The sequence below is a fragment of the Bradyrhizobium sp. USDA 4461 genome, from assembly GCF_054055655.1.
The window spans coordinates 3,652,952-3,670,042 of sequence record NZ_JBSRXM010000001.1 but is presented as its reverse complement, the minus strand read 5'-3'; the positions used below and the strand labels follow the sequence as shown (position 1 = coordinate 3,670,042).

Genomic DNA, 17,091 nt, shown 5'->3' with positions numbered 1-17,091 from the left:
TGCGGTGCTGCTATGTTCCACCGGGCCTGCCGCTCTGGCCGGGCAACGGACAGCAAACCACCGACAACAAAAAAGAGGCCCGCTTTGGCGGGCCTCCCTGATCGAACACCGGCCGACTTAGCGGTGGTGATGGTGACGGTGATGGCGATGATGACGGCGCGGACCGTAGGCAACCGGCTCGAGATCGATCCCGGCGATGCCCGCCGCAACGTTGAGGCCGGTCTGGCCCTGCACGCTGATCGGCTGCAGCGCGTAGGCGTTGTTCGGGCCGCCGAACAGGAAGTTACCGCCGGCGCCGAGGCCGACCGAGGCGTTGACGCCGACGCCGCCGTAGCTGCCGGCGAGCGCACCGCGCGGAAGCTGCGTGGTCGGGGCGCTGACGGCCCAGGCGAGCTGGGTGGTCGCGGTGACGCCGAGGTCGACGCCGATGCGCTTCACGGTCGCAACATAGGGCTCGGGGCGGCGGCCGCCGCTCTGGAACACGCACTCGAGGCGGGCAACAGAGCCGACGACGAAGCCGACGTTCTCGCCGCCCTGGCATTGCAGAACCCCGGCCTGAACCTGCTGAGGTGCCGCGTTGGCGGTGGCGAACGGCGCCAGCAACGCAAGCGCTGCAAGGGTGAGAGTCGAAAGTCGCATTATCTGTCTCCGCAAGGTGAACTGAACTGGAATTTGTGCGGCGGACACAATGCAAGGCTCGTGTCCAAAACAAGGCAGTTCGCAAAGCGGCCGTAAAAACTTCCCGCGTGTGGCATCGATGTTCGCACACACGCGCGTGAAGTGAGCAGCTTGTGATTTGACTCTGCGATTTTACCGGCAGGCGATTGAACGCCACAAACAAAAACGCTCCCGCATTCGGTGCGGGAGCGTTTCTTCTATTAACTCAGAAACAATTAACGCAGATTGCCGCAGAAGCGCTGGATGCGCTTGCAGGCATCCTCGAGATCCGAGGTCTTGGTGGCGTAGGAGATACGGAACGCCGGTCCGAGACCGAACGCCGATCCCTGCACCACGGCGACGCCTTCGCTCTCGAGCAGCTCGGTGACGAACGCCTCGTCATTGTCGATCACCTTGCCGGTCGGCGCGGTCTTGCCGATCGTGCCGGCGCAGGACGGATAGACGTAGAACGCGCCTTCCGGCCGCGGGCACTCGATGCCGCTCGCCTGGTTGAGCATCGACACCACGAGGTCGCGGCGCTCCTTGAACACCTTGTTGTTCGCGGCGATGAAGTCCTGCGGACCGTTCAGCGCCTCGACCGATGCCCATTGCGCGATCGACGACGGGTTCGAGGTCGACTGCGACTGGATCGTCGCCATCGCCTTGATCAGCTGCGCCGGGCCGCCGGCATAGCCGATGCGCCAGCCGGTCATGCAGTAGGCCTTCGACACGCCGTTCACGGTCAGCGTGCGGTCGTACAGGCTCGGCTCGACCTGCGCCGCGGTGGTGAAGACGAAGTCGTCATAGACGAGGTGCTCGTACATGTCGTCGGTCATCACCCAGACATGCGGATGCCTGACCAGCACGTCGGTCAGCGCCTTGAGCTCGCTCCTGGTGTAGGCCGAGCCGGTCGGGTTCGACGGCGAGCACAGGATCACCCACTTGGTCTTCGGCGTGATCGCCTTGTCGAGATCTTCCGGACGCAGCTTGAAGCCGGTCGAGGCCGGGCACACCACCGCGACCGGCTCGCCGCCGGCGAGCGCGACCATCTCGGGATAGCTGACCCAGTACGGCGCCGGGATGATCACCTCGTCGCCCGGATTGATGGTCGCCATCAGCGCGTTGTACAGCACCTGCTTGCCGCCGGTGCCGACGATGATCTGGTTCGGCCTGTAGCTCAGGCCGTTCTCGCGCGAGAACTTGTTGATGATGGCTTCCTTGAGCTCCGGAATGCCGCCGACATCGGTGTACTTGGTCTTGCCGGCCTCGATCGCGTGGATCGCAGCCAGCTTGATGTTGGCGGGCGTGTCGAAGTCCGGCTCGCCGGCGCCGAGGCCGATGACGTTGCGGCCCGCGGCTTTCAGCGCGCGTGCCTTGTCCGTGACCGCGATCGTCGCGGACGGCTTCACACGGTCGAGCGCAGCGGACAGGAAGGCCATTATCATCTCCTGGCAAACGTCGTGAGCGGTTGGGCCACGACTTGATTTGAATGGGATCGCGGCACCCTAGGCCGGTCGCCGCTGCACCGCAAGAAGCTTCGCGGTAAAGCACGAAAACTTTCACGCACGGCTCGCGACACGCGCAATATTGCGCAAGTTCCGGAGCCGAATGACTCATATCCGGCAAGCGCGGCCGTGGCCGCTAGCGCCCTGTCGGCAAGCCCTCCGGCGGCATGCACCGATGCGGATTGCTCCGAGGACAATGTGCCGCGCGGCGCTTGCCCGACGGCGGCGACCGGGAGGCCATCAGGCGCAGCGGCCGGGCCGTCTCGCGATCGGAATGGCGCGTTAACGTTGGTGAATTTGCAACGTGCCGGGCCATAGCGTCGATCATGGCAATTGATCAGGCATCGACCGGCACCGTGCACACGTCGCGCAACCGTGATCCCCGGTGTTCGGCCGTGTTGATGGAATCGTTCTGCACGCGTGCAGTGCGGTAGAGGTTTCGACTTTTTCCACTCTCCAGGGCTTGCGACACCCCTCTGTCGGCATCATTGTTTAGCGGCGTTGCGGTGTGACAGGCCGCGCAATCTCGAGCGTACCGTCTCCCTGATCCGAGTGAACACCAACGCAATGTACAAGCTCTATTCGATGCAGCGCTCCGGCAACAGCTACAAGGTCCGGCTGGCGCTTGCCGTGCTGAACACGCCGTACCAGGCAGTCGAGATCGACATCCTGCGCGGCGAGAGCCGCACCCCGGACTTCCTGGCCAAGAATCCGAGCGGCCAGGTGCCGCTGCTCGAGGTCGCCGACGGCCGCTATCTCGCCGAGTCCAACGCCATCCTCTGGTACGTTGCGATCGGCACGCCGCTGGCGCCGGAGTCGCGGATCGAGCGCGCCGAGGCGCTGCAATGGATGTTCTTCGAGCAGCATGCGCTGGAGCCGAATATCGGCGCCGCCTATTTCTGGCTCTCGCTGGTCAAGGGCGGGCGCGACCTGCAAACCCATTCGCTGGAGGACTGGATGGAGCGCGGCTATGCGGCGCTCCAGGTGATGGAGAACCACCTCAAGGGGCACACCTACTTCGCCGCCGAGCAGTTCACCGTCGCCGACATCGCCCTCTACGGCTACACCCATGTCGCCGACCGCTGCGACTTCGACCTGACGACTTTCCCCTCGATCCGCGCCTGGCTGAAACGGGTCGAGCAGACCCCCGGCTTCGTCTCGATGGACTGGCAGCCCGACGCCGCCGAACCGCAGGCCCGCCTTGTGGCAGGCCTCTGAACAATGGGGGTTGGATAGCGGGAAGAACGGGGAAACTGCCTGAACAGCGGGCAAAACCATCCCTTTTGCCGTATTTTGGCCATTTTCGGGGGGCTTCGCCGCCGCAATGTTGCCGGTGACCATCGGCAGATTCGCTCGGATGTCGCGAGTGATTCGCTCGCGGCCTGAGGGATTTAGACCATGACACGGTGGTCCGGCACGGCAGGCTTCCACGGCCGCCCTGCGCCGGTGGCATCGTCCCGGCTGACGAACGCGATCGCCGCGTCGCTCGCGCTTGGCGCGCTGACGCTGTGCCTGGTCGTCGCGGTGACGGTGCTGTCGAGCAACCTGAGCATGGCAATAGCGATCCCGGCGTAATCAGACAATTCCAGTTGGCACCTTGATCCGCGGCAAGGCGCGGGAGGGACAGCGGCGCGACCATGATGAAGACCCCAGTCGGACTTGTGACCGTGACGCTGTCGGCGGCGATCCTGCTGGCCGCGTCGCTCCTGATCGTGACCGGCACCCAGGGCGAAGACCGCGCCCACCCCGCGCCGGTGACGGCCCCCGCCGCCAAGCCGGCTCCGCATCGCTAGCGCAGCGGCACTAGCTCCATTTGTGGAAGATGAAGAACGCGCCGGCGGCGATGAAGGCAAATCCGAGCGCGTGATTCCAGCCCAGCGGCTCCTTCAGGTACAGCACCGAGAAGGCGGCGAACACGACCAGCGTGATCACCTCCTGCATCGTCTTGAGCTGCGCCGCCGAGTAGACCGCGCTGCCCCAGCGATTGGCGGGCACCGCAAGCCAGTATTCGAAGAAGGCGATGCCCCAGCTCACCAGGATGACCAGGGGAAGCGAATGATCCTTGAACTTGAGATGGCCGTACCAGGCGAAGGTCATGAAGACGTTCGAGGCGAACAACATCAGGATCGGCAGCAGCGACGGCGAAATGGCGGGCATCGATGTCCTCTTGAAAGCAAAGCAGGCGGCAACCCGCAGGCCCGGAACCGGGTTCCATGGCGATCTGCATAGCATTTGATTTGAAAGCAGCGAAAGCTGGTTCAGCCCGCGCAAGATGCGCTTAACGGTCGAGACCGAAATGCCGGCGCCGTTGCGGCGCTGTCGTCAAACTAACGCTTTATCGTTTGTTCGACAGATAGCGAGAACGCGCATGCGGTTCGACTGGCGTGCCATTTCAGGTCCGGCCCTGACGGCGATCGCGGCGCTTGCCGCCTTCCTGATCGATCGCCTGATCGTCACCGTCCCCAATCCGGCGCCGCTGTTCGTCTGCATCGTGGCGCTGGCGAGCTCGATCAGCGGCATCACGTCCGGGCTGATTTCCGCTGCGATCGCGGTGGCCGGCTCGGCACTGTTCTTCCTCGATCATCGCGCGCTGCCCGGCTACGACACCGCCGACGTCGCGCGAATGCTGCTGCTGGCGGCGACCGCGGCCGGCACCGCCGTGATCACCGGCATGCTGCGGCAGAAATGGATCGACGCCTTCGCCGCCGACCGGCAGCATCACGCCACCTCGGAGCGGCTCGCCGCCGCGCTCGACCAGGTCGACATCGGCATCGTGCTGCTCGACGCCGACACCCGCGCCGAATTCATCAACCGCGCCTTCCGCGATTACTTCGCGCTATCGGATGCGCAGGCCGAGAGCAAGCCGCCCTTCGTCGCGCTGATGTATCATGGCCGCGACACCGGCGCCTATGAACTGCCGGAAGACGAGCTCAGCGCGTTCATCACCGAGCGCATCGCGATGATGCGTTCAGGCGATTCCACGCCGATCAACCTCAATCTCGCCGACGGCCGGGTGCTGCGCTTCAGCTGCACCGCACTGCCCGACGGCGGCCGCATGCTCAGCTATACCCCGGTGACCGACCTGGTGCGGCACACCGACGATCCGGCAAGGGCCGATGAATATCGGGCACAGCGCGCCGGGCCCGAGCGGCATCCGGCGCGATTGCTGCGCGCCGCGAAGTGAGGCGCGACCTCCACAATTGATCCCGCGGGATAGCGACGGTAGAAGCTTGCGAGCGATGCACACGCATCGTGCAATGCGGGATCATCCACCCCATGTCCGACGACGTCACCATCCGCTTCGTCACATCAGACGATTACGCCCAGTGGCTTCCTTTGTGGGACGGCTACAACGCCTTCTACGAACGGTCCGGACCGACCGCGCTCGCGCCCGAGATCACCGCGATGACGTGGCAGCGCTTCTTCGATGCCTACGAGCCGGTGCATGCGCTGGTCGCCGACGCCGGCGGCACGCTGCTCGGCTTGACGCACTATCTGTTTCATCGCTCGACCACGGCGATCGCGCCGACCTGCTATCTGCAGGATCTCTTCACCAGCGAGGCCGCGCGGGGCAGGGGCGTCGGCCGCGCCTTGATCAACGGCGTCTACGCGCAGGCCAAGCTCGCGGGATCACCGCGCGTCTACTGGCAGACGCATGAGACCAACCACACCGCAATGCAGCTTTATGACAAGGTCGCGGACAGACCCGGCTTCGTGATCTATCGCAAGATTCTCTGAGCGCGCATGCGCGGCCTGTGGATCGAATAAAGATGTCACCGGCACGTTACAAAGCCCGGCTAGGCTTCGCCCTGCGTAAGATCAGGCCCCCCGTCTCAGATCTTCGCCCCGAGCGGTCCCCGTCAGTCGCCGCGTCTGACCGGGACCGCTTTTTACCGCACTGCTTTCGTGACATTCCGTTTGTGACACTGCCCGCGCGGCAGGACGGCACCTTGCTGGCGCTTGTTCTTATGACAGTGCGCAGCATCCTTGCCTGCCCCACATACCTTCGTCATTCGGGGATGCGCCGAAGGCGCAGGCCCGGAATCCATTTCACCGCCTGCGCTGCGGCCCGATGGATTCCGGGCTCGCGACTTCGTCGCGCCCCGGAATGACGGTAGAGCGAGATCTAAACCACCAGCCCCTTCATCGGCTTCACCGGGGCGCTGTCCGGAAACACCGCATCGGCCAGCACGCGCTCGCCGAGGCCGAACTGGTCGTGCAGCAGGCCCTTGATCACGGCGCGGAGGTCGGTGGTCGGGGCGAGATCGCGGGCCTGGTAGAGATTGGCGGGCTTCAGCCCGGGCCAGTCGGTGATCATGCGGCCGCCGTTCACCGCGCCGCCGGCGAGCAGCGCGATGGTGCCGGTGCCGTGGTCGGTACCCTCGGTGCCGTTGATGCGCGCGGTGCGGCCGAACTCGGTGGCGACCACGATCACGGTGTCGCGCCAGCGTGCGCCGAGGCCGCTCTGGAATTCCGCCAGCGCACCGTCGAGGCCGCCGAGCAATTGCGCGAGCCGGCCGACCGGCCCGCCCTCATTGGCATGGGTATCCCAGCCGTCGAAGGCGAGCGCACCGATCCGCGGGCCGTCATCGGCTGACATCAGTTTCGCGGCGCCGCGCGCGACCAGCCGCATCGCCGCTGCACCGCCGCCACCGGGCTTCGGCTTCATCTCGTCGCCCTGCGCCTGTTTCTCGAGCTGCAAGCCCTGCGTCAAAGCACTCGCGAGCATCGGATCGCGGTGCTGATAGAGATCGAGCAGCCGCATCGCGGTATCGTCGGCGGCCTGCGGCAGCGCGGTCGGCGCCCAGCCGACGGTCGGCGCCGCGCCGCGCAGCACCAAAGGCGTGGTCGGGCCGACCGCGAGTGCGCTGGTCACCCGCTCGCCCTTCGGAAGCGCCTCCAGCGCGCGGTTGAGCCAGCCGGACTGCACCCGGCCGGGACCGGGGAAGCCGCTCTCCAGCACATCCTGACCGTCGAAATGCGAGCGGTCGCGATACGAGGTCGCCACCGCATGCACCACCGCGGCCTGCTTGGCGCGATACATCCTTGCAAACTCCGGCATCGCCGGATGCAGGCCGAAGAACGGATCGAGCATCACCGCCGCGTTCGGCCCATCGGCGCGCAACGCGATCGCGCCATGCAGGCCGGCATAATCGGGATCGCCGACCGGCGCCACGGTGGCAAGGCCATCGAGTGCGCCGCGCAGGATGATGGTGACGAAACGCGGATCGCGGCCATCGGCGGCGCGGGCGAATTTCGGCAAATAGGCCCAGGCGGCAAACGAGGCGCCGCCGAGCAGCAGCGCGCGGCGCGACGTCGCCTGCATCATCAGGCTCTCGGAGCAATCCATCGTCATCTCCTCTGGAATTCCGGCGACATCAGCAGCAACGCCAGCGCCTGTTGCCGCGATTCCGCGCGCTCGATGGTGCGTCGCGTCTCCGCCGACGCGGCGTCGGCAGCCACGAGTTCAAGCAGGTCGCGCGGATCGAACTTGTCGGCGAGCTGGGACGCCACCTGCGCCGAGATGTCGAGCCTGAGCTTGAGGCCTTCAGGCGCCGCCCAGGCCGCGCTGGTATCGGGAAAGCCGTTCGGTCCGGCCGGCGACCACAGCGGCTGGCCGAGCACGTTAAGGCCATTGAGGTAGCGCCCCGGATCCTCCGGATTGCGTGCCAGCAGGCGGCCGGAGGCAACCAGGAATTCGTAAGGCGAGCGCATCTTGGTCGGCGGCGCCTGCCAGGCCTCGTTGGACTGGACCAGCGTCGTGGCCAGCGCCCTGAGATCGCCGTCGGTTTTGGTGAAGCTGTCCTGCAGCTTCGCCACCAGCGCCGGCGGCGGATCGTCGGCGACGAAATGACGGGCGAATTTGGTCGCGATGAATTTCGCGGTGGAGGGATGCCGCGCGATGTCGGACAGCACCGCCTCGCCCTGCGCGACACCGACCTGCGCGTAGGTCTTGCCCAGCACCTGCTGCGGGCCGGGCTGGTGCGCATTGGCGTTGAACACGAAACTACCGGGCGTGCCGAGCTGGCCCTGGCGGCCGGCAAAGGTCCAGCCGGTGATGACGCGCGCCAGCGCCGTCACGTCGTCCTGGGTGTAGCCGCCGCCGACGCCGAGCGTATGCAGCTCCATGATCTCGCGCGCGAGGTTCTCGTTCAGGCCGCGGTGGCGGTTGATGCCGGCGCGCGACTCCGGCCCGAGCGATTGCTGGTTGTCGAGGAAGAACAGCATCGCCGGATGCTGCTCGACGCTCTTCAGCATGTCCGCGAAACGACCGAGCACATGAGGGCGGATCGCCTCGCGCTCGAACGAGCCGGCCCACATCCGCGCCAGCGCGCCCTTGTTGGCGGAGATGCAGAAATGGTTGGACCAGAACACCACCAGCCGCTCGACGAAGCCGCAGTCGGCGACCACGCCGCGCTGCAGCCGCGCCAGCGCCTCGGCGCGGAACGTCTTCTGGATGATGTTGGGCGGCTCCGCCGGCGGCTTGGGCGGATTGGCCACCGTCTGCATCGTCGAAGGCTGCATCGCGGCGGACGGCATCATCGCCGCATTGGCATTGTCGACCGCCTGTGGATCCTTGCCGGCGATCTCCTTGGCGGCCGTCGAGAGCGACAGATTGCGCCGCTGCGGCGGCGTTGCATCGGACCCTTGCGACGGTGTCTCGCTCGCGCCCTGCTGCGCGACTTTCGCGGCGTTGCGTGCCTGCTGGATCTCGAACTGATAGTCGAACACCTGCCGGCCGAGCTCTGGCGTCGAGAGCAGGCCCGGCACTTCGAGCAGCGCGCCATTCGGGCGCGCCAGTTCCGCCAGCACGAAACCGCGCGGATCGGAGGCTGCGTTGATGAAGTCGCCGGCCGCCCCGCCGCGGGCACCAAATCCAAACCGATTGAGCGCAGTCAGCGCGGCTTGCGAATCACGGGCCATCAGATTTCCTTTGGCGGCCTATTCCGGCTATACCTGTTGCAGAGCATGATAGCGCGGATCAGGATGAACCCGAGATTAATTCGCGCATTAAATCGCGGTTAGAATGGACCTCTCTTCACGTGATCGTTCCGAACAAGCATCACCGCGCCGGCTGGCCTGCACGGCGTGCGGCAGCGAATTTTCCTGCTCGCCGACAGGACCGTGCTGGTGTTCCGACGAGAGCTTCCGGCTGCCGATGCCGACCGACGGCAGCGACTGCCTGTGCCCGTCATGCCTGCGCAAGCTCGCGGACCAGCAAGCTGACGTGAGCGGCACGTGAACGCACCCTGGACCGTCGACGCCATCCTGCTCGACATGGACGGCACGCTGCTCGACACCGAGAAGGTTTACTTCGACAGCCTGGTCGCGGCGCTGAACGCGTGCGGCTACACCGATGATGTCGTCGCGCTGTGCCGTTCGATGGTCGGCCTTCCCGGCCCGGTCTGCGAGGCGATGCTGCTTGACCGCTATGGCGCGGCGTTTCCGCTCACCGAGGTCAACCGCACCTTTGTTGTCACCCGCGATCGCATGTTCGACGCCGGCCTGCCGCTCAAGCCCGGCACGATCGAACTGCTCGACGGCCTCGCCGCCGCCGGCTGCCGGACCGCGATCGTGACCTCGTCATCGCGCCGCACGGCCGAACGCCATCTCACGCTCGCCGGAATCCGCGACCGCTTCGAGACGCTGCTGACGCTCGACGACGTGACCCACGGCAAGCCGGACCCCGAGCTCTATCTGAAGGCTGCCGCGCGGCTCGACGTGACGCCGACGGCCTGCATTGCGGTGGAGGATTCCAATCACGGCGTCACCGCGGCGCACGCCGCCGGCGCGATCACGCTGATGGTGCCGGACATGGCACCACCGACGGAAGAGACCCGCGCGAAATGCGCCGCCGTGCTGCCCGACCTGAATGCCGTGCTGGCGCTGCTGCAAGAGCGCGGCGCGCTTTAGCGTCATTGGGAGCGGCAGCGAAGCAATTCATGTCCGTGCGGGGAGTCGATGTCGTGATCGCGCTTCTTCAAGGCAAATCGAGCCGGTCTTCGCCGCGCTGCTTCCTCTTTTGATGGCCAGGAACGCAGGCACCCCTGCGGCAGCAGTGCCCGCGAAGAACACGGTCAAAGCGAATACCACGGCCGCAAGTTCGTTCTGCGTGGTCATTGGAACAGCTCCGCAGATCGCTACTCTGCCAAGCTAGCCATGGGTACACCGGCTTGCAGCTCACAACTTTGAAACCGTTTGAGAGTCATGGTTTATGGTCACCGTCTGCGTTTGGACCCATCGCCGTCATCCGCTGTATAGTATCGTCTCAACAGGCGAGCCACCGGGTTGACGAAATGCGGGCGGAAGGATCAGAGAATGACGAGTTCAGCCTTGATTTGCTCCTTCTGCGGCAAGGAGCCGGAAGAAGTTGTTTCCATGATCAACGCGTCATCCGTGAACGCCAAAGGTCAGCAAACCGCCGGCGCGATCTGCAACGAATGCGTCGAACTCTGCGTGCAGGTCATCGGTTTGCAAAAGCCGGAGTGGCTTGAGCGACATCGCCAGTTTGTCGCCGCGTTAGGAAAGTAAGGCCGCAGTGCTACCCAACGCCGTGGTGGCTTTGCTGCAGCAGCGCGGCGCGCTTTAGCCGAGCGCTTCGGGTACCACGCTGTCGGGCTACGCCGAAGCCGCCATCGGACCGCGACTTTTGCGTAGACCGGTGGGCTAATCTTACTGCGTCATAAATCCTGCCTCCTCCGTCATTGCGAGGAGCGATAGCGACGAAGCAATCCATCCAACCGCGTTTGCGGGCCGATGGATTGCTTCGCGGAGCCTGTCATCCGGCGGCGCTTCGCGCCGAGCGGTGGCTCGCAATGACGGATGAATTCGTTTACGGCCTCTCAGGATTGGCTATAAGAGTGCTTGTGACGCAGTAGTACGAACCCAGCATACGAAGCATCGCGAACCCGCTCAGGTCGTTCGCACCTTCGATGACTTCGCGGTCTTTGCGCGTTTCGCCGCGGCGCGATTGTCGTGCGCTGCGTGGCGGCTGCGCGGCTTCGCGTCCCGCGCCGCCTGCCGCGTTTTGTCGCCACCGCGGTGAGCGGCATATTCCTTGCCGTCGATCGGCGCCAGATGAGGCGGGTCGAAATCGAGATAGGGGCGCGCGACGCCAAACTCCTTGCCGTGCGCGTCGACCCATTTCCAGAGCCTTTCCGACGATTTCCAGCGGTCGTCGCGAGTCGCGCCGTCGATGCTGACGATGTCGGCCGCGAGCCCATGGCCGTAGCCGCCACGGAAGCTGCCGCCGTGATACGACTTTGTGCTGGCCGCCTTCAGCCCGCTCGCAATCGACTGGCGGTAGTCGTCGCGGAAGGCGCTGGTGATGCCGGGCGACAGTCCGGCCTGTTCCGCCGCCAGCAGCGCACGAAAGAGCTTCAGCTTGAAGCTGCGATCGACGCCTCCCACGACGTAGTCCATCATCGGCATGCCGGCTCTTTCGGCCGCCTTGGCGTCCTTCCAGGCGAAATCCTCATCGACGAGCTTGGTGAAGGTCCTGGTGACCGTCACCATTTTCTTCTTTCTCTTGACCGTCACCTGCCTCTGCTCAGGCACCTTGATGGTGTCTTCCTTGGGCGTCCTTTGATAGAGCGCCCACAGATAGCGATCGACGCAGGCATTGACGTCCCAGCACTCGTCGAGGATTTCGACGGAGTCCACCGCGGGCTTGACCACGCGCGGCTTCGGATCCGGCGCGTTCGCTGCCGGCGCTTGCAGCGGTTGAATGTCCGGCGGCAGCGCCGGATCGGTCAATGCGGCCTCGACGACAGGCTCCGTCTCGCGCGCGGTCGGCGCGGCATGGGCAGTCGCCACCGCTTCCTGTTCATTCATGGTCGGTGCACGAGGGCCGTCGACAGCTGCGTTCGACGTGGCCAGTCGCCGGCGATGTCGCCGATACGGCATCGGCGATAACAGTGGGTGCGCGGGACCCATCAATCGATGCACCGGCAACTGACGCATCGGCGACTGGCGCATCGGCGACCGATGCACCGATTTTCTCGATACCAGCCGAACCGAACGCCGCAAACCACGAGACAATGCAGCCCGACAGAACGACCGTGCCGCCCAATGTCGCCGCCCGCACCCGCCGCGAGTTCATCATCCCAGCCTCCACGGCTCCTCGGGAGCCAGATTGCAAGCATGTGACGATGCGATCATCGGCTACGGGAGTGGTCGCGCAATGGCGAAAGAAGGTTAACGACCCATCTTTCCGAACGATGTTGCCCGAATGCAACTCGCGCCCTAGCCCCGTTTTTGTCCCTTCTTCTTGAGCGCTATCTCGATCAGCGTCCGCGCGGCTTCGCCCGCGGTCTCCATGTAGCTGGCGTCGCGATGCAGCAGCACCACGGCGAATGATCCGTCCAGCAGCAGCAGGATCTGCCGCGCCAGCTTAAGCGGATCGGCGATCCCTTCGACGGCGAAGGTCGCACGCAGCCAGTCCTCGAACTTCTTCTTGTGCGCAGCGCCGATTTTGATCGCGGGATGGCCGGGCATGTTGGCGAGCTCGGCCGAGGTGCGCAGGAAGCCGCAGCCCTTCCACTTCGGGTGCCGCGCCGAGCGCGCGAGGTTCTTGAAGATGACCTCGACTTTCGCCGGCAGGCCGCCCCCGGCCTCCGCGAACCATTTTCGGAACAGCGCCAGGTTCGGCTGATCGCGCGCGGCGAGATAGGCGGCGACCAGATCGTCCTTGCTCTTGAAGTGATAATACAGCGTGCGCTTGGTGAGGCCGGCCTTGGCGGCGACCTCGTCGACGCTGACGCGGCGGATGCCTTCGCTGTAGAACAGCGAATTCGCCGCCTGGACAATGCGCTCGCGGGTCGGTTCGGAGGCTCTGGGCATGCAGTCGTATGTATACTAACCAGTGAATATACTCAAATTGCGGAAGCCTCTAGGTTCGGCTGCGCGAAACGCCCATGCCGGAGACTGCACCATGTCCGAACCCATCCTGCTCGAGATCACCGACGGGATCGCCCTGATCACGTTGAATCGTCCCGAACAGCTCAACGCGCTGAACTACGCGCTGATCGACCAGCTGATGGCGGCGCTCGGCCGCATCGAGGGCGATGCGAGCGTGCGCGCCGTGATTCTGACCGGCGCCGGCGAGCGCGCCTTCTCGGCGGGCGCCGACATCAAGGAATTCTCGGACAGCGTCAAGCAGGGCGCCGCCGTCGCGGTGCGCGACTTCGTTCGCCGCGGACAAGCCATGACCGCGCGGCTCGAGGCGTTCAAGAAGCCCGTGATCGCCGCGGTCAACGGGATCGCCTTCGGCGGCGGTTGCGAGATCACCGAAGCCGTGCATCTCGCCGTCGCCAGCGACCGCGCGCTGTTTGCAAAGCCCGAGATCAAGCTCGGCATGCCGCCGACCTTCGGCGGCACGCAGCGGCTGCCGCGGCTGGCCGGACGCAAGCGAGCCCTTGAGTTGCTGCTGGCGGGCGATCCGTTCCCGCCCGAGCACGCGCGCGAGATCGGGCTGGTCAACCGGATCGTGCCGCACGATCAATTGCTGACCGCCGCGCGCGAGCTCGCCGGCCGCATCACCAGGCATTCGCCCGGCTCGGTCGCCGGCACCATCACCGCGGTGACGCGCGGGCTCAACATGCCGATCGCCGAAGGCCTGCTGGTCGAAAGCGAACAGTTCGCCGCACTGGTGCCGAGCCGCGATCTCGCCGAAGGGCTCACGGCGTGGAAGGAGCGGCGCCCGGCGAAGTATGCCGAGGCATAGAGCACCAACGCTACCACGTCATTGCGAGGAGCGAAGCGACGAAGCAATCCATTGCTCAGCACGCGCGGACAGATGGATTGCTTCGCTTCGCTCGCAATGACGGCGACGAGCCCTACCGCACCACGGCCGCGGTCTGCCCGAACAGCAGCTTGCGCTCTTCCTCGGTGCGGATCGCGGGCTGGCCGAAATTCGGGTTGACCTCCTTGGCCTTCGCATAGGCACGCTCGGTCGCGGGACGCTTGCCGATCGTCTCCAGCCAGCGCTTCAGATGCGGGAAGTCGTCGATCTCCTGGCCCTGGTTCTTGTAGGGCACGACCCAGGGATAGCTCGCCATGTCGGCGATCGAATAATCGCCGGCGATGAATTCGCGGTCGGCCAGCCGCTTGTTGAGCACGCCGTAGAGCCGGTTGGTCTCGTTGACATAGCGATCGATCGCGTAAGGCAGCTTCTCGACCGCGTAATTGCGGAAGTGATGGTTCTGCCCGGCCATCGGCCCGAGCCCGCCCATCTGCCAGAACGTCCACTGGATCGCGTCGTAGCGGCCGTAAATATCCTGGGGCAGAAATTGTCCGGTCTTCTCGGCGAGATAGAGCAGGATCGCGCCGGACTCGAACAGCGAGAGCGGCTTGCCGCCGCCCTTCGGCGCATGATCGACGATCGCCGGAATGCGGTTGTTCGGCGCGACCTGCAAAAAGTCCGGCTTGAACTGATCGCCCTTGCCGATGTTCACCGGGAAGATCTTGTAGGCGAGGCCGGTCTCCTCGAGGAAGATCGTGATCTTGTGACCGTTCGGCGTGGACCAGTAATGGAGATCAATCATGGGCGTGATCCTGGATGTCAAGGGATTGCCGGCGCATCGGCGAGAACGATGCGCGAGAAAGATGCGATTGCATTGACTTGGGCGCATAACCGCACCCAAGTCAATGGCGCCCGCATTGCACCGCGCGCGAATGTGATCTGCAAACAACGCAAGCGCCCGATTGAGCCGCGCCCCGATTGCACCTAGGCTCCGCATGCTTCGTATTCAAGAATTTTCAGAACATGGGGGATTGCGATGACACGGGATTTGGCACGACGTGAATTCCTGAAGGGCTCGGCGGCGATCGCCGGCGCTGCGGCGGTGGGCGCATTCTCCTGCGTCGAGATCGCGAGCGCGGCACCGATCCAGGTGCCGAGCGTCGACAAGCTCTCGATCCGCGTGCTGGTCGATTCCAGCTTCGACCTGTTCCTGCGGCCAAAGCAGGCGCACGGCGTCTCGATCGCGCCGGCGGCGCGCGGCGCCGACTTCCGCAAATCGCTGCACAATGAATGGGGCCTGTCGCTGTGGCTGGAATCCGAAGCCGCGGGCAGCCAGCGCAGCCTGATGCTGGACTATGGCTATACGCCCGAAGTGCTGCTCAACAACATGGAGCTGGTCGGCGTCGATCCGGCCAAGCTCGACGCGCTGATCGTCAGCCACGGACACTACGATCATTTCGGCGGCCTGAACGGCTTCCTCGACAAATTCCGCGACAAACTGCCGGCCGACGTCAAGCTCTATGCCGGCGGCGAGGACAATTTCTGCCACCGCGTCAACGCGACGGCGACCAAGGGCCAGTTCACCGACTTCGGCACGCTGGACCGCCGCCAGCTCGCCGCGCAGCGCGTCACCACCGTGCTGTGCGAGACGCCGACCGTGATCGCCGGCCACGCCTTCACCACCGGCAAGATCACCCGCCGCAGCATCGAGCGCGTGCTGCCGCAGACCTGGGTCGAGTTCGGCATCAAGGACGGGCTCGGCTGCAACGCCAGCCACTATCTGCCGGCCGAGATGGACGGCAAGATCGTGCCCGACGAGCACATCCACGAGCATGCGACCTGCTTCAACCTGAAGGATTTCGGCCTGGTCGTGATCTCGTCCTGCGGCCATGTCGGCATCGTCAATTCGGTGAAGCAGGCGCAGGAGGTCTCGGGCATCCAGAAGGTGCACGCGATCGTCGGCGGCTTCCATCTCGGCCCGGCGCCGAAGGACTACCTCGCCGAGGTGGTGGCCGAGATCAAGAAGCTCGATCCCGACGTGCTGATCCCGATGCATTGCTCCGGGCTCAACTTCGTGCAGGAGGCGACCGCGCAGATGGGCGACAAGGTGCTGGTCACCACCACCGGCAGCCGCCTTTCCTTCGGCATATGATCGCGCCGATGCTGCGCGCTATCGCATGCGCCGGCGCCGGCCTGTGGCTGACGCTGGCGGCGGCGCTGGCCGGCGATCCGCCACAACAGCAACGATCGGCGCGATCGGCCGCCGAGATCATGGACATCCTGATGTGGAACAGGGAGCCGGTCGGCGGACCGTTCGCGCTGACCGATCAGGCCGGCCATGAACGCACCGACCGCGATTTCCGCGGCAAGCTCATGCTGATCTATTTCGGCTTCACTTACTGCCCCGACGTCTGCCCGACCGATCTGCAGGCGATCGGGCTCGCGCTCGACAGACTCGGCCATGACGGCGATCAGGTGCAGCCGATCTTCATCACCGTCGATCCCGAGCGCGACACCCCTGCGCATCTCGCCGACTACGTACCGATGTTTCATCCGCGATTGATCGGACTGACCGGCAGCGCCGATGCGATCCGCGAACTCGCCGATGCCTACAAGGTCTATTACGCCCGGGTGCCGCTCGAGGGTGCCGGCGACTACACCGTCGATCACACCGCCTACATCTACCTGATGGACCGCGACGGCCATTATCTCGGCTTCTTCCCGCCGGGCACCTCGGCCGACCGCATGGTCGAGATCATCCGGCCCAGGCTCGCGGAGCCGGGACGCTGACTTCCCGCTGCGTCAATGCATCCGCCCGTGCACGCGCAAAAACGTCTCGCCGCTTTCCGTCACCATCACCCGCATGCCCTCGACCGAGGGACGACGCGCGACGTAGCCGCGGTCGACGGCGTCTTCCCAGATCGTCAGCCGCGGGCACGAGGTGCGCCAGACCTCGAGCACCTCGGCATAGCGCCGCGGCTCGCGCGCGACCCATTCCACGAGATCGAGCACCAGGGCGTCCGTGGTTTCGGTCATCGCATGTCTCCTTCAACGACCCGAGCGCGATCGCGACTTCCCCTTCTCCCCGCTTGCGGGGAGAAGGTCAGGATGAGGGGGAGTCTCCGCAAGGGAAGTTGCAGTGGGACTCGCGGAGGCTCCCCCTCACCCGGCGCTTCGCGCCGACCT

The 17,091-nt window shown here is 65.3% G+C and carries 22 protein-coding genes; 11 read left to right on the top strand and 11 right to left on the bottom strand.

Annotated elements, in window-relative coordinates; genetic code table 11:
* Positions 1-117: 117 nt before the first annotated feature.
* A complete protein-coding gene (locus ACVINW_RS17180) occupies positions 118-639 on the bottom strand; it encodes a DUF992 domain-containing protein (RefSeq protein WP_456752403.1) in 522 nt (173 codons plus the stop codon).
* A 254-nt stretch (positions 640-893) separates the two neighbouring features.
* Positions 894-2,096, bottom strand: coding sequence for a pyridoxal phosphate-dependent aminotransferase (locus ACVINW_RS17175; RefSeq protein ID WP_456752402.1), 1,203 nt, complete (start codon positions 2,094-2,096; stop codon positions 894-896).
* Between the two features lie 633 nt (positions 2,097-2,729).
* On the opposite strand from ACVINW_RS17175, the gene ACVINW_RS17170 reads away from it, so the two are divergent.
* The 3 genes from ACVINW_RS17170 (at position 2,730) to ACVINW_RS17160 (ending at position 3,955) form a co-directional block, all read left to right on the top strand.
* A complete protein-coding gene (locus ACVINW_RS17170; protein ID WP_456756418.1) occupies positions 2,730-3,380 on the top strand; it encodes a glutathione S-transferase family protein in 651 nt (216 codons plus the stop codon).
* Between the two features lie 180 nt (positions 3,381-3,560).
* Positions 3,561-3,737 carry a hypothetical protein gene (locus tag ACVINW_RS17165; protein ID WP_456752401.1) on the top strand — a complete coding sequence of 59 codons (177 nt, stop codon included), beginning with the start codon at positions 3,561-3,563 and terminating at the stop codon, positions 3,735-3,737.
* A 62-nt stretch (positions 3,738-3,799) separates the two neighbouring features.
* Complete coding sequence (locus ACVINW_RS17160; protein WP_456752400.1) at positions 3,800-3,955, top strand: hypothetical protein; 156 nt, start codon at positions 3,800-3,802, stop codon at positions 3,953-3,955.
* Between the two features lie 10 nt (positions 3,956-3,965).
* Here the strand turns inward: ACVINW_RS17160 and ACVINW_RS17155 are convergent, their stop codons facing one another.
* Positions 3,966-4,319, bottom strand: a complete 354-nt coding sequence (locus tag ACVINW_RS17155; protein ID WP_456752399.1) for a DMT family protein — start codon at positions 4,317-4,319, stop codon at positions 3,966-3,968.
* Between the two features lie 211 nt (positions 4,320-4,530).
* Here ACVINW_RS17155 and ACVINW_RS17150 point away from each other — a divergent pair, with 211 nt between their 5' ends.
* Together ACVINW_RS17150 and ACVINW_RS17145 are read left to right on the top strand one after the other, a co-directional pair.
* The gene (locus ACVINW_RS17150; RefSeq protein ID WP_456752398.1) at positions 4,531-5,346 is read left to right on the top strand and encodes a PAS domain-containing protein; all 816 of its coding nucleotides are present in this window, start codon (positions 4,531-4,533) and stop codon (positions 5,344-5,346) included.
* Between the two features lie 92 nt (positions 5,347-5,438).
* Positions 5,439-5,900, top strand: coding sequence for an N-acetyltransferase family protein (locus ACVINW_RS17145; RefSeq protein WP_456752397.1), 462 nt, complete (start codon positions 5,439-5,441; stop codon positions 5,898-5,900).
* A 388-nt stretch (positions 5,901-6,288) separates the two neighbouring features.
* Here ACVINW_RS17145 and ACVINW_RS17140 read toward each other — a convergent pair whose 3' ends face one another.
* Entirely contained in the window at positions 6,289-7,518 is a 1,230-nt protein-coding gene (locus ACVINW_RS17140) for a DUF1501 domain-containing protein (protein ID WP_456752396.1), read from the bottom strand.
* Entirely contained in the window at positions 7,515-9,086 is a 1,572-nt protein-coding gene (locus ACVINW_RS17135) for a DUF1800 domain-containing protein (protein ID WP_456752395.1), read from the bottom strand. Before ACVINW_RS17135 ends, ACVINW_RS17140 begins: the two co-directional genes overlap by 4 nt.
* 315 nt (positions 9,087-9,401) lie before the next feature.
* Here ACVINW_RS17135 and ACVINW_RS17130 point away from each other — a divergent pair, with 315 nt between their 5' ends.
* A complete protein-coding gene (locus ACVINW_RS17130; protein ID WP_456752394.1) occupies positions 9,402-10,076 on the top strand; it encodes an HAD family hydrolase in 675 nt (224 codons plus the stop codon).
* 27 nt (positions 10,077-10,103) lie between these two features.
* Here the strand turns inward: ACVINW_RS17130 and ACVINW_RS17125 are convergent, their stop codons facing one another.
* Complete coding sequence (locus ACVINW_RS17125; protein WP_456752393.1) at positions 10,104-10,283, bottom strand: hypothetical protein; 180 nt, start codon at positions 10,281-10,283, stop codon at positions 10,104-10,106.
* Between the two features lie 198 nt (positions 10,284-10,481).
* Here ACVINW_RS17125 and ACVINW_RS17120 point away from each other — a divergent pair, with 198 nt between their 5' ends.
* Entirely contained in the window at positions 10,482-10,694 is a 213-nt protein-coding gene (locus ACVINW_RS17120; protein ID WP_456752392.1) for a hypothetical protein, read from the top strand.
* 381 nt (positions 10,695-11,075) lie between these two features.
* Here ACVINW_RS17120 and ACVINW_RS17115 read toward each other — a convergent pair whose 3' ends face one another.
* From ACVINW_RS17115 to ACVINW_RS17105, 3 genes are all read right to left on the bottom strand, one after another.
* Positions 11,076-11,996: a hypothetical protein gene (locus tag ACVINW_RS17115; RefSeq protein WP_456752391.1), complete on the bottom strand. Its 921-nt coding sequence runs from the start codon at positions 11,994-11,996 to the stop codon at positions 11,076-11,078.
* Positions 11,989-12,267 carry a hypothetical protein gene (locus ACVINW_RS17110; protein ID WP_456752390.1) on the bottom strand — a complete coding sequence of 93 codons (279 nt, stop codon included), beginning with the start codon at positions 12,265-12,267 and terminating at the stop codon, positions 11,989-11,991. Before ACVINW_RS17110 ends, ACVINW_RS17115 begins: the two co-directional genes overlap by 8 nt.
* A 140-nt stretch (positions 12,268-12,407) precedes the next feature.
* Positions 12,408-13,004 carry a TetR/AcrR family transcriptional regulator gene (locus ACVINW_RS17105; protein ID WP_456752389.1) on the bottom strand — a complete coding sequence of 199 codons (597 nt, stop codon included), beginning with the start codon at positions 13,002-13,004 and terminating at the stop codon, positions 12,408-12,410.
* A 91-nt stretch (positions 13,005-13,095) separates the two neighbouring features.
* On the opposite strand from ACVINW_RS17105, the gene ACVINW_RS17100 reads away from it, so the two are divergent.
* Complete coding sequence (locus tag ACVINW_RS17100) at positions 13,096-13,887, top strand: crotonase/enoyl-CoA hydratase family protein (protein ID WP_456752388.1); 792 nt, start codon at positions 13,096-13,098, stop codon at positions 13,885-13,887.
* A gap of 112 nt (positions 13,888-13,999) precedes the next feature.
* On the opposite strand, the gene ACVINW_RS17095 is transcribed toward ACVINW_RS17100, so the two are convergent.
* Complete coding sequence (locus tag ACVINW_RS17095) at positions 14,000-14,707, bottom strand: glutathione S-transferase N-terminal domain-containing protein (protein WP_456752387.1); 708 nt, start codon at positions 14,705-14,707, stop codon at positions 14,000-14,002.
* 48 nt (positions 14,708-14,755) lie between these two features.
* Between ACVINW_RS17095 and ACVINW_RS17090 the strand changes: the two genes are divergently transcribed.
* The 3 genes from ACVINW_RS17090 to ACVINW_RS17080 are packed head-to-tail and all read left to right on the top strand — an operon-like array spanning position 14,756 to position 16,695.
* Positions 14,756-14,893, top strand: a complete 138-nt coding sequence (locus tag ACVINW_RS17090) for a hypothetical protein (RefSeq protein ID WP_456752386.1) — start codon at positions 14,756-14,758, stop codon at positions 14,891-14,893.
* Between the two features lie 48 nt (positions 14,894-14,941).
* Entirely contained in the window at positions 14,942-16,057 is a 1,116-nt protein-coding gene (locus ACVINW_RS17085; protein ID WP_456752385.1) for an MBL fold metallo-hydrolase, read from the top strand.
* 8 nt (positions 16,058-16,065) lie between these two features.
* Positions 16,066-16,695 (top strand): SCO family protein, encoded by a 630-nt coding sequence (locus tag ACVINW_RS17080; protein WP_456752384.1) that lies wholly within the window; start codon positions 16,066-16,068, stop codon positions 16,693-16,695.
* Positions 16,696-16,707: 12 nt separating this feature from the next.
* Here the strand turns inward: ACVINW_RS17080 and ACVINW_RS17075 are convergent, their stop codons facing one another.
* Positions 16,708-16,941 (bottom strand): hypothetical protein, encoded by a 234-nt coding sequence (locus ACVINW_RS17075; protein WP_456752383.1) that lies wholly within the window; start codon positions 16,939-16,941, stop codon positions 16,708-16,710.
* Between the last annotated feature and the right edge of the window lie 150 nt (positions 16,942-17,091).

Bases quoted from the DNA above. Each gene is read 5' to 3' on its own strand.
- ACVINW_RS17180 (WP_456752403.1), bottom strand. From the start codon at position 639: ATGCGACTTTCGACTCTCACCCTTGCAGCGCTTGCGTTGCTGGCGCCG.
- ACVINW_RS17175 (WP_456752402.1), bottom strand. From the start codon at position 2,096: ATGGCCTTCCTGTCCGCTGCGCTCGACCGTGTGAAGCCGTCCGCGACG.
- ACVINW_RS17170 (WP_456756418.1), top strand. From the start codon at position 2,730: ATGTACAAGCTCTATTCGATGCAGCGCTCCGGCAACAGCTACAAGGTC.
- ACVINW_RS17165 (WP_456752401.1), top strand. From the start codon at position 3,561: ATGACACGGTGGTCCGGCACGGCAGGCTTCCACGGCCGCCCTGCGCCG.
- ACVINW_RS17160 (WP_456752400.1), top strand. From the start codon at position 3,800: ATGATGAAGACCCCAGTCGGACTTGTGACCGTGACGCTGTCGGCGGCG.
- ACVINW_RS17155 (WP_456752399.1), bottom strand. From the start codon at position 4,319: ATGCCCGCCATTTCGCCGTCGCTGCTGCCGATCCTGATGTTGTTCGCC.
- ACVINW_RS17150 (WP_456752398.1), top strand. From the start codon at position 4,531: ATGCGGTTCGACTGGCGTGCCATTTCAGGTCCGGCCCTGACGGCGATC.
- ACVINW_RS17145 (WP_456752397.1), top strand. From the start codon at position 5,439: ATGTCCGACGACGTCACCATCCGCTTCGTCACATCAGACGATTACGCC.
- ACVINW_RS17140 (WP_456752396.1), bottom strand. From the start codon at position 7,518: ATGACGATGGATTGCTCCGAGAGCCTGATGATGCAGGCGACGTCGCGC.
- ACVINW_RS17135 (WP_456752395.1), bottom strand. From the start codon at position 9,086: ATGGCCCGTGATTCGCAAGCCGCGCTGACTGCGCTCAATCGGTTTGGA.
- ACVINW_RS17125 (WP_456752393.1), bottom strand. From the start codon at position 10,283: ATGACCACGCAGAACGAACTTGCGGCCGTGGTATTCGCTTTGACCGTG.
- ACVINW_RS17120 (WP_456752392.1), top strand. From the start codon at position 10,482: ATGACGAGTTCAGCCTTGATTTGCTCCTTCTGCGGCAAGGAGCCGGAA.
- ACVINW_RS17115 (WP_456752391.1), bottom strand. From the start codon at position 11,996: ATGAATGAACAGGAAGCGGTGGCGACTGCCCATGCCGCGCCGACCGCG.
- ACVINW_RS17110 (WP_456752390.1), bottom strand. From the start codon at position 12,267: ATGATGAACTCGCGGCGGGTGCGGGCGGCGACATTGGGCGGCACGGTC.
- ACVINW_RS17105 (WP_456752389.1), bottom strand. From the start codon at position 13,004: ATGCCCAGAGCCTCCGAACCGACCCGCGAGCGCATTGTCCAGGCGGCG.
- ACVINW_RS17100 (WP_456752388.1), top strand. From the start codon at position 13,096: ATGTCCGAACCCATCCTGCTCGAGATCACCGACGGGATCGCCCTGATC.
- ACVINW_RS17095 (WP_456752387.1), bottom strand. From the start codon at position 14,707: ATGATTGATCTCCATTACTGGTCCACGCCGAACGGTCACAAGATCACG.
- ACVINW_RS17090 (WP_456752386.1), top strand. From the start codon at position 14,756: ATGCGCGAGAAAGATGCGATTGCATTGACTTGGGCGCATAACCGCACC.
- ACVINW_RS17085 (WP_456752385.1), top strand. From the start codon at position 14,942: ATGACACGGGATTTGGCACGACGTGAATTCCTGAAGGGCTCGGCGGCG.
- ACVINW_RS17080 (WP_456752384.1), top strand. From the start codon at position 16,066: ATGCTGCGCGCTATCGCATGCGCCGGCGCCGGCCTGTGGCTGACGCTG.
- ACVINW_RS17075 (WP_456752383.1), bottom strand. From the start codon at position 16,941: ATGACCGAAACCACGGACGCCCTGGTGCTCGATCTCGTGGAATGGGTC.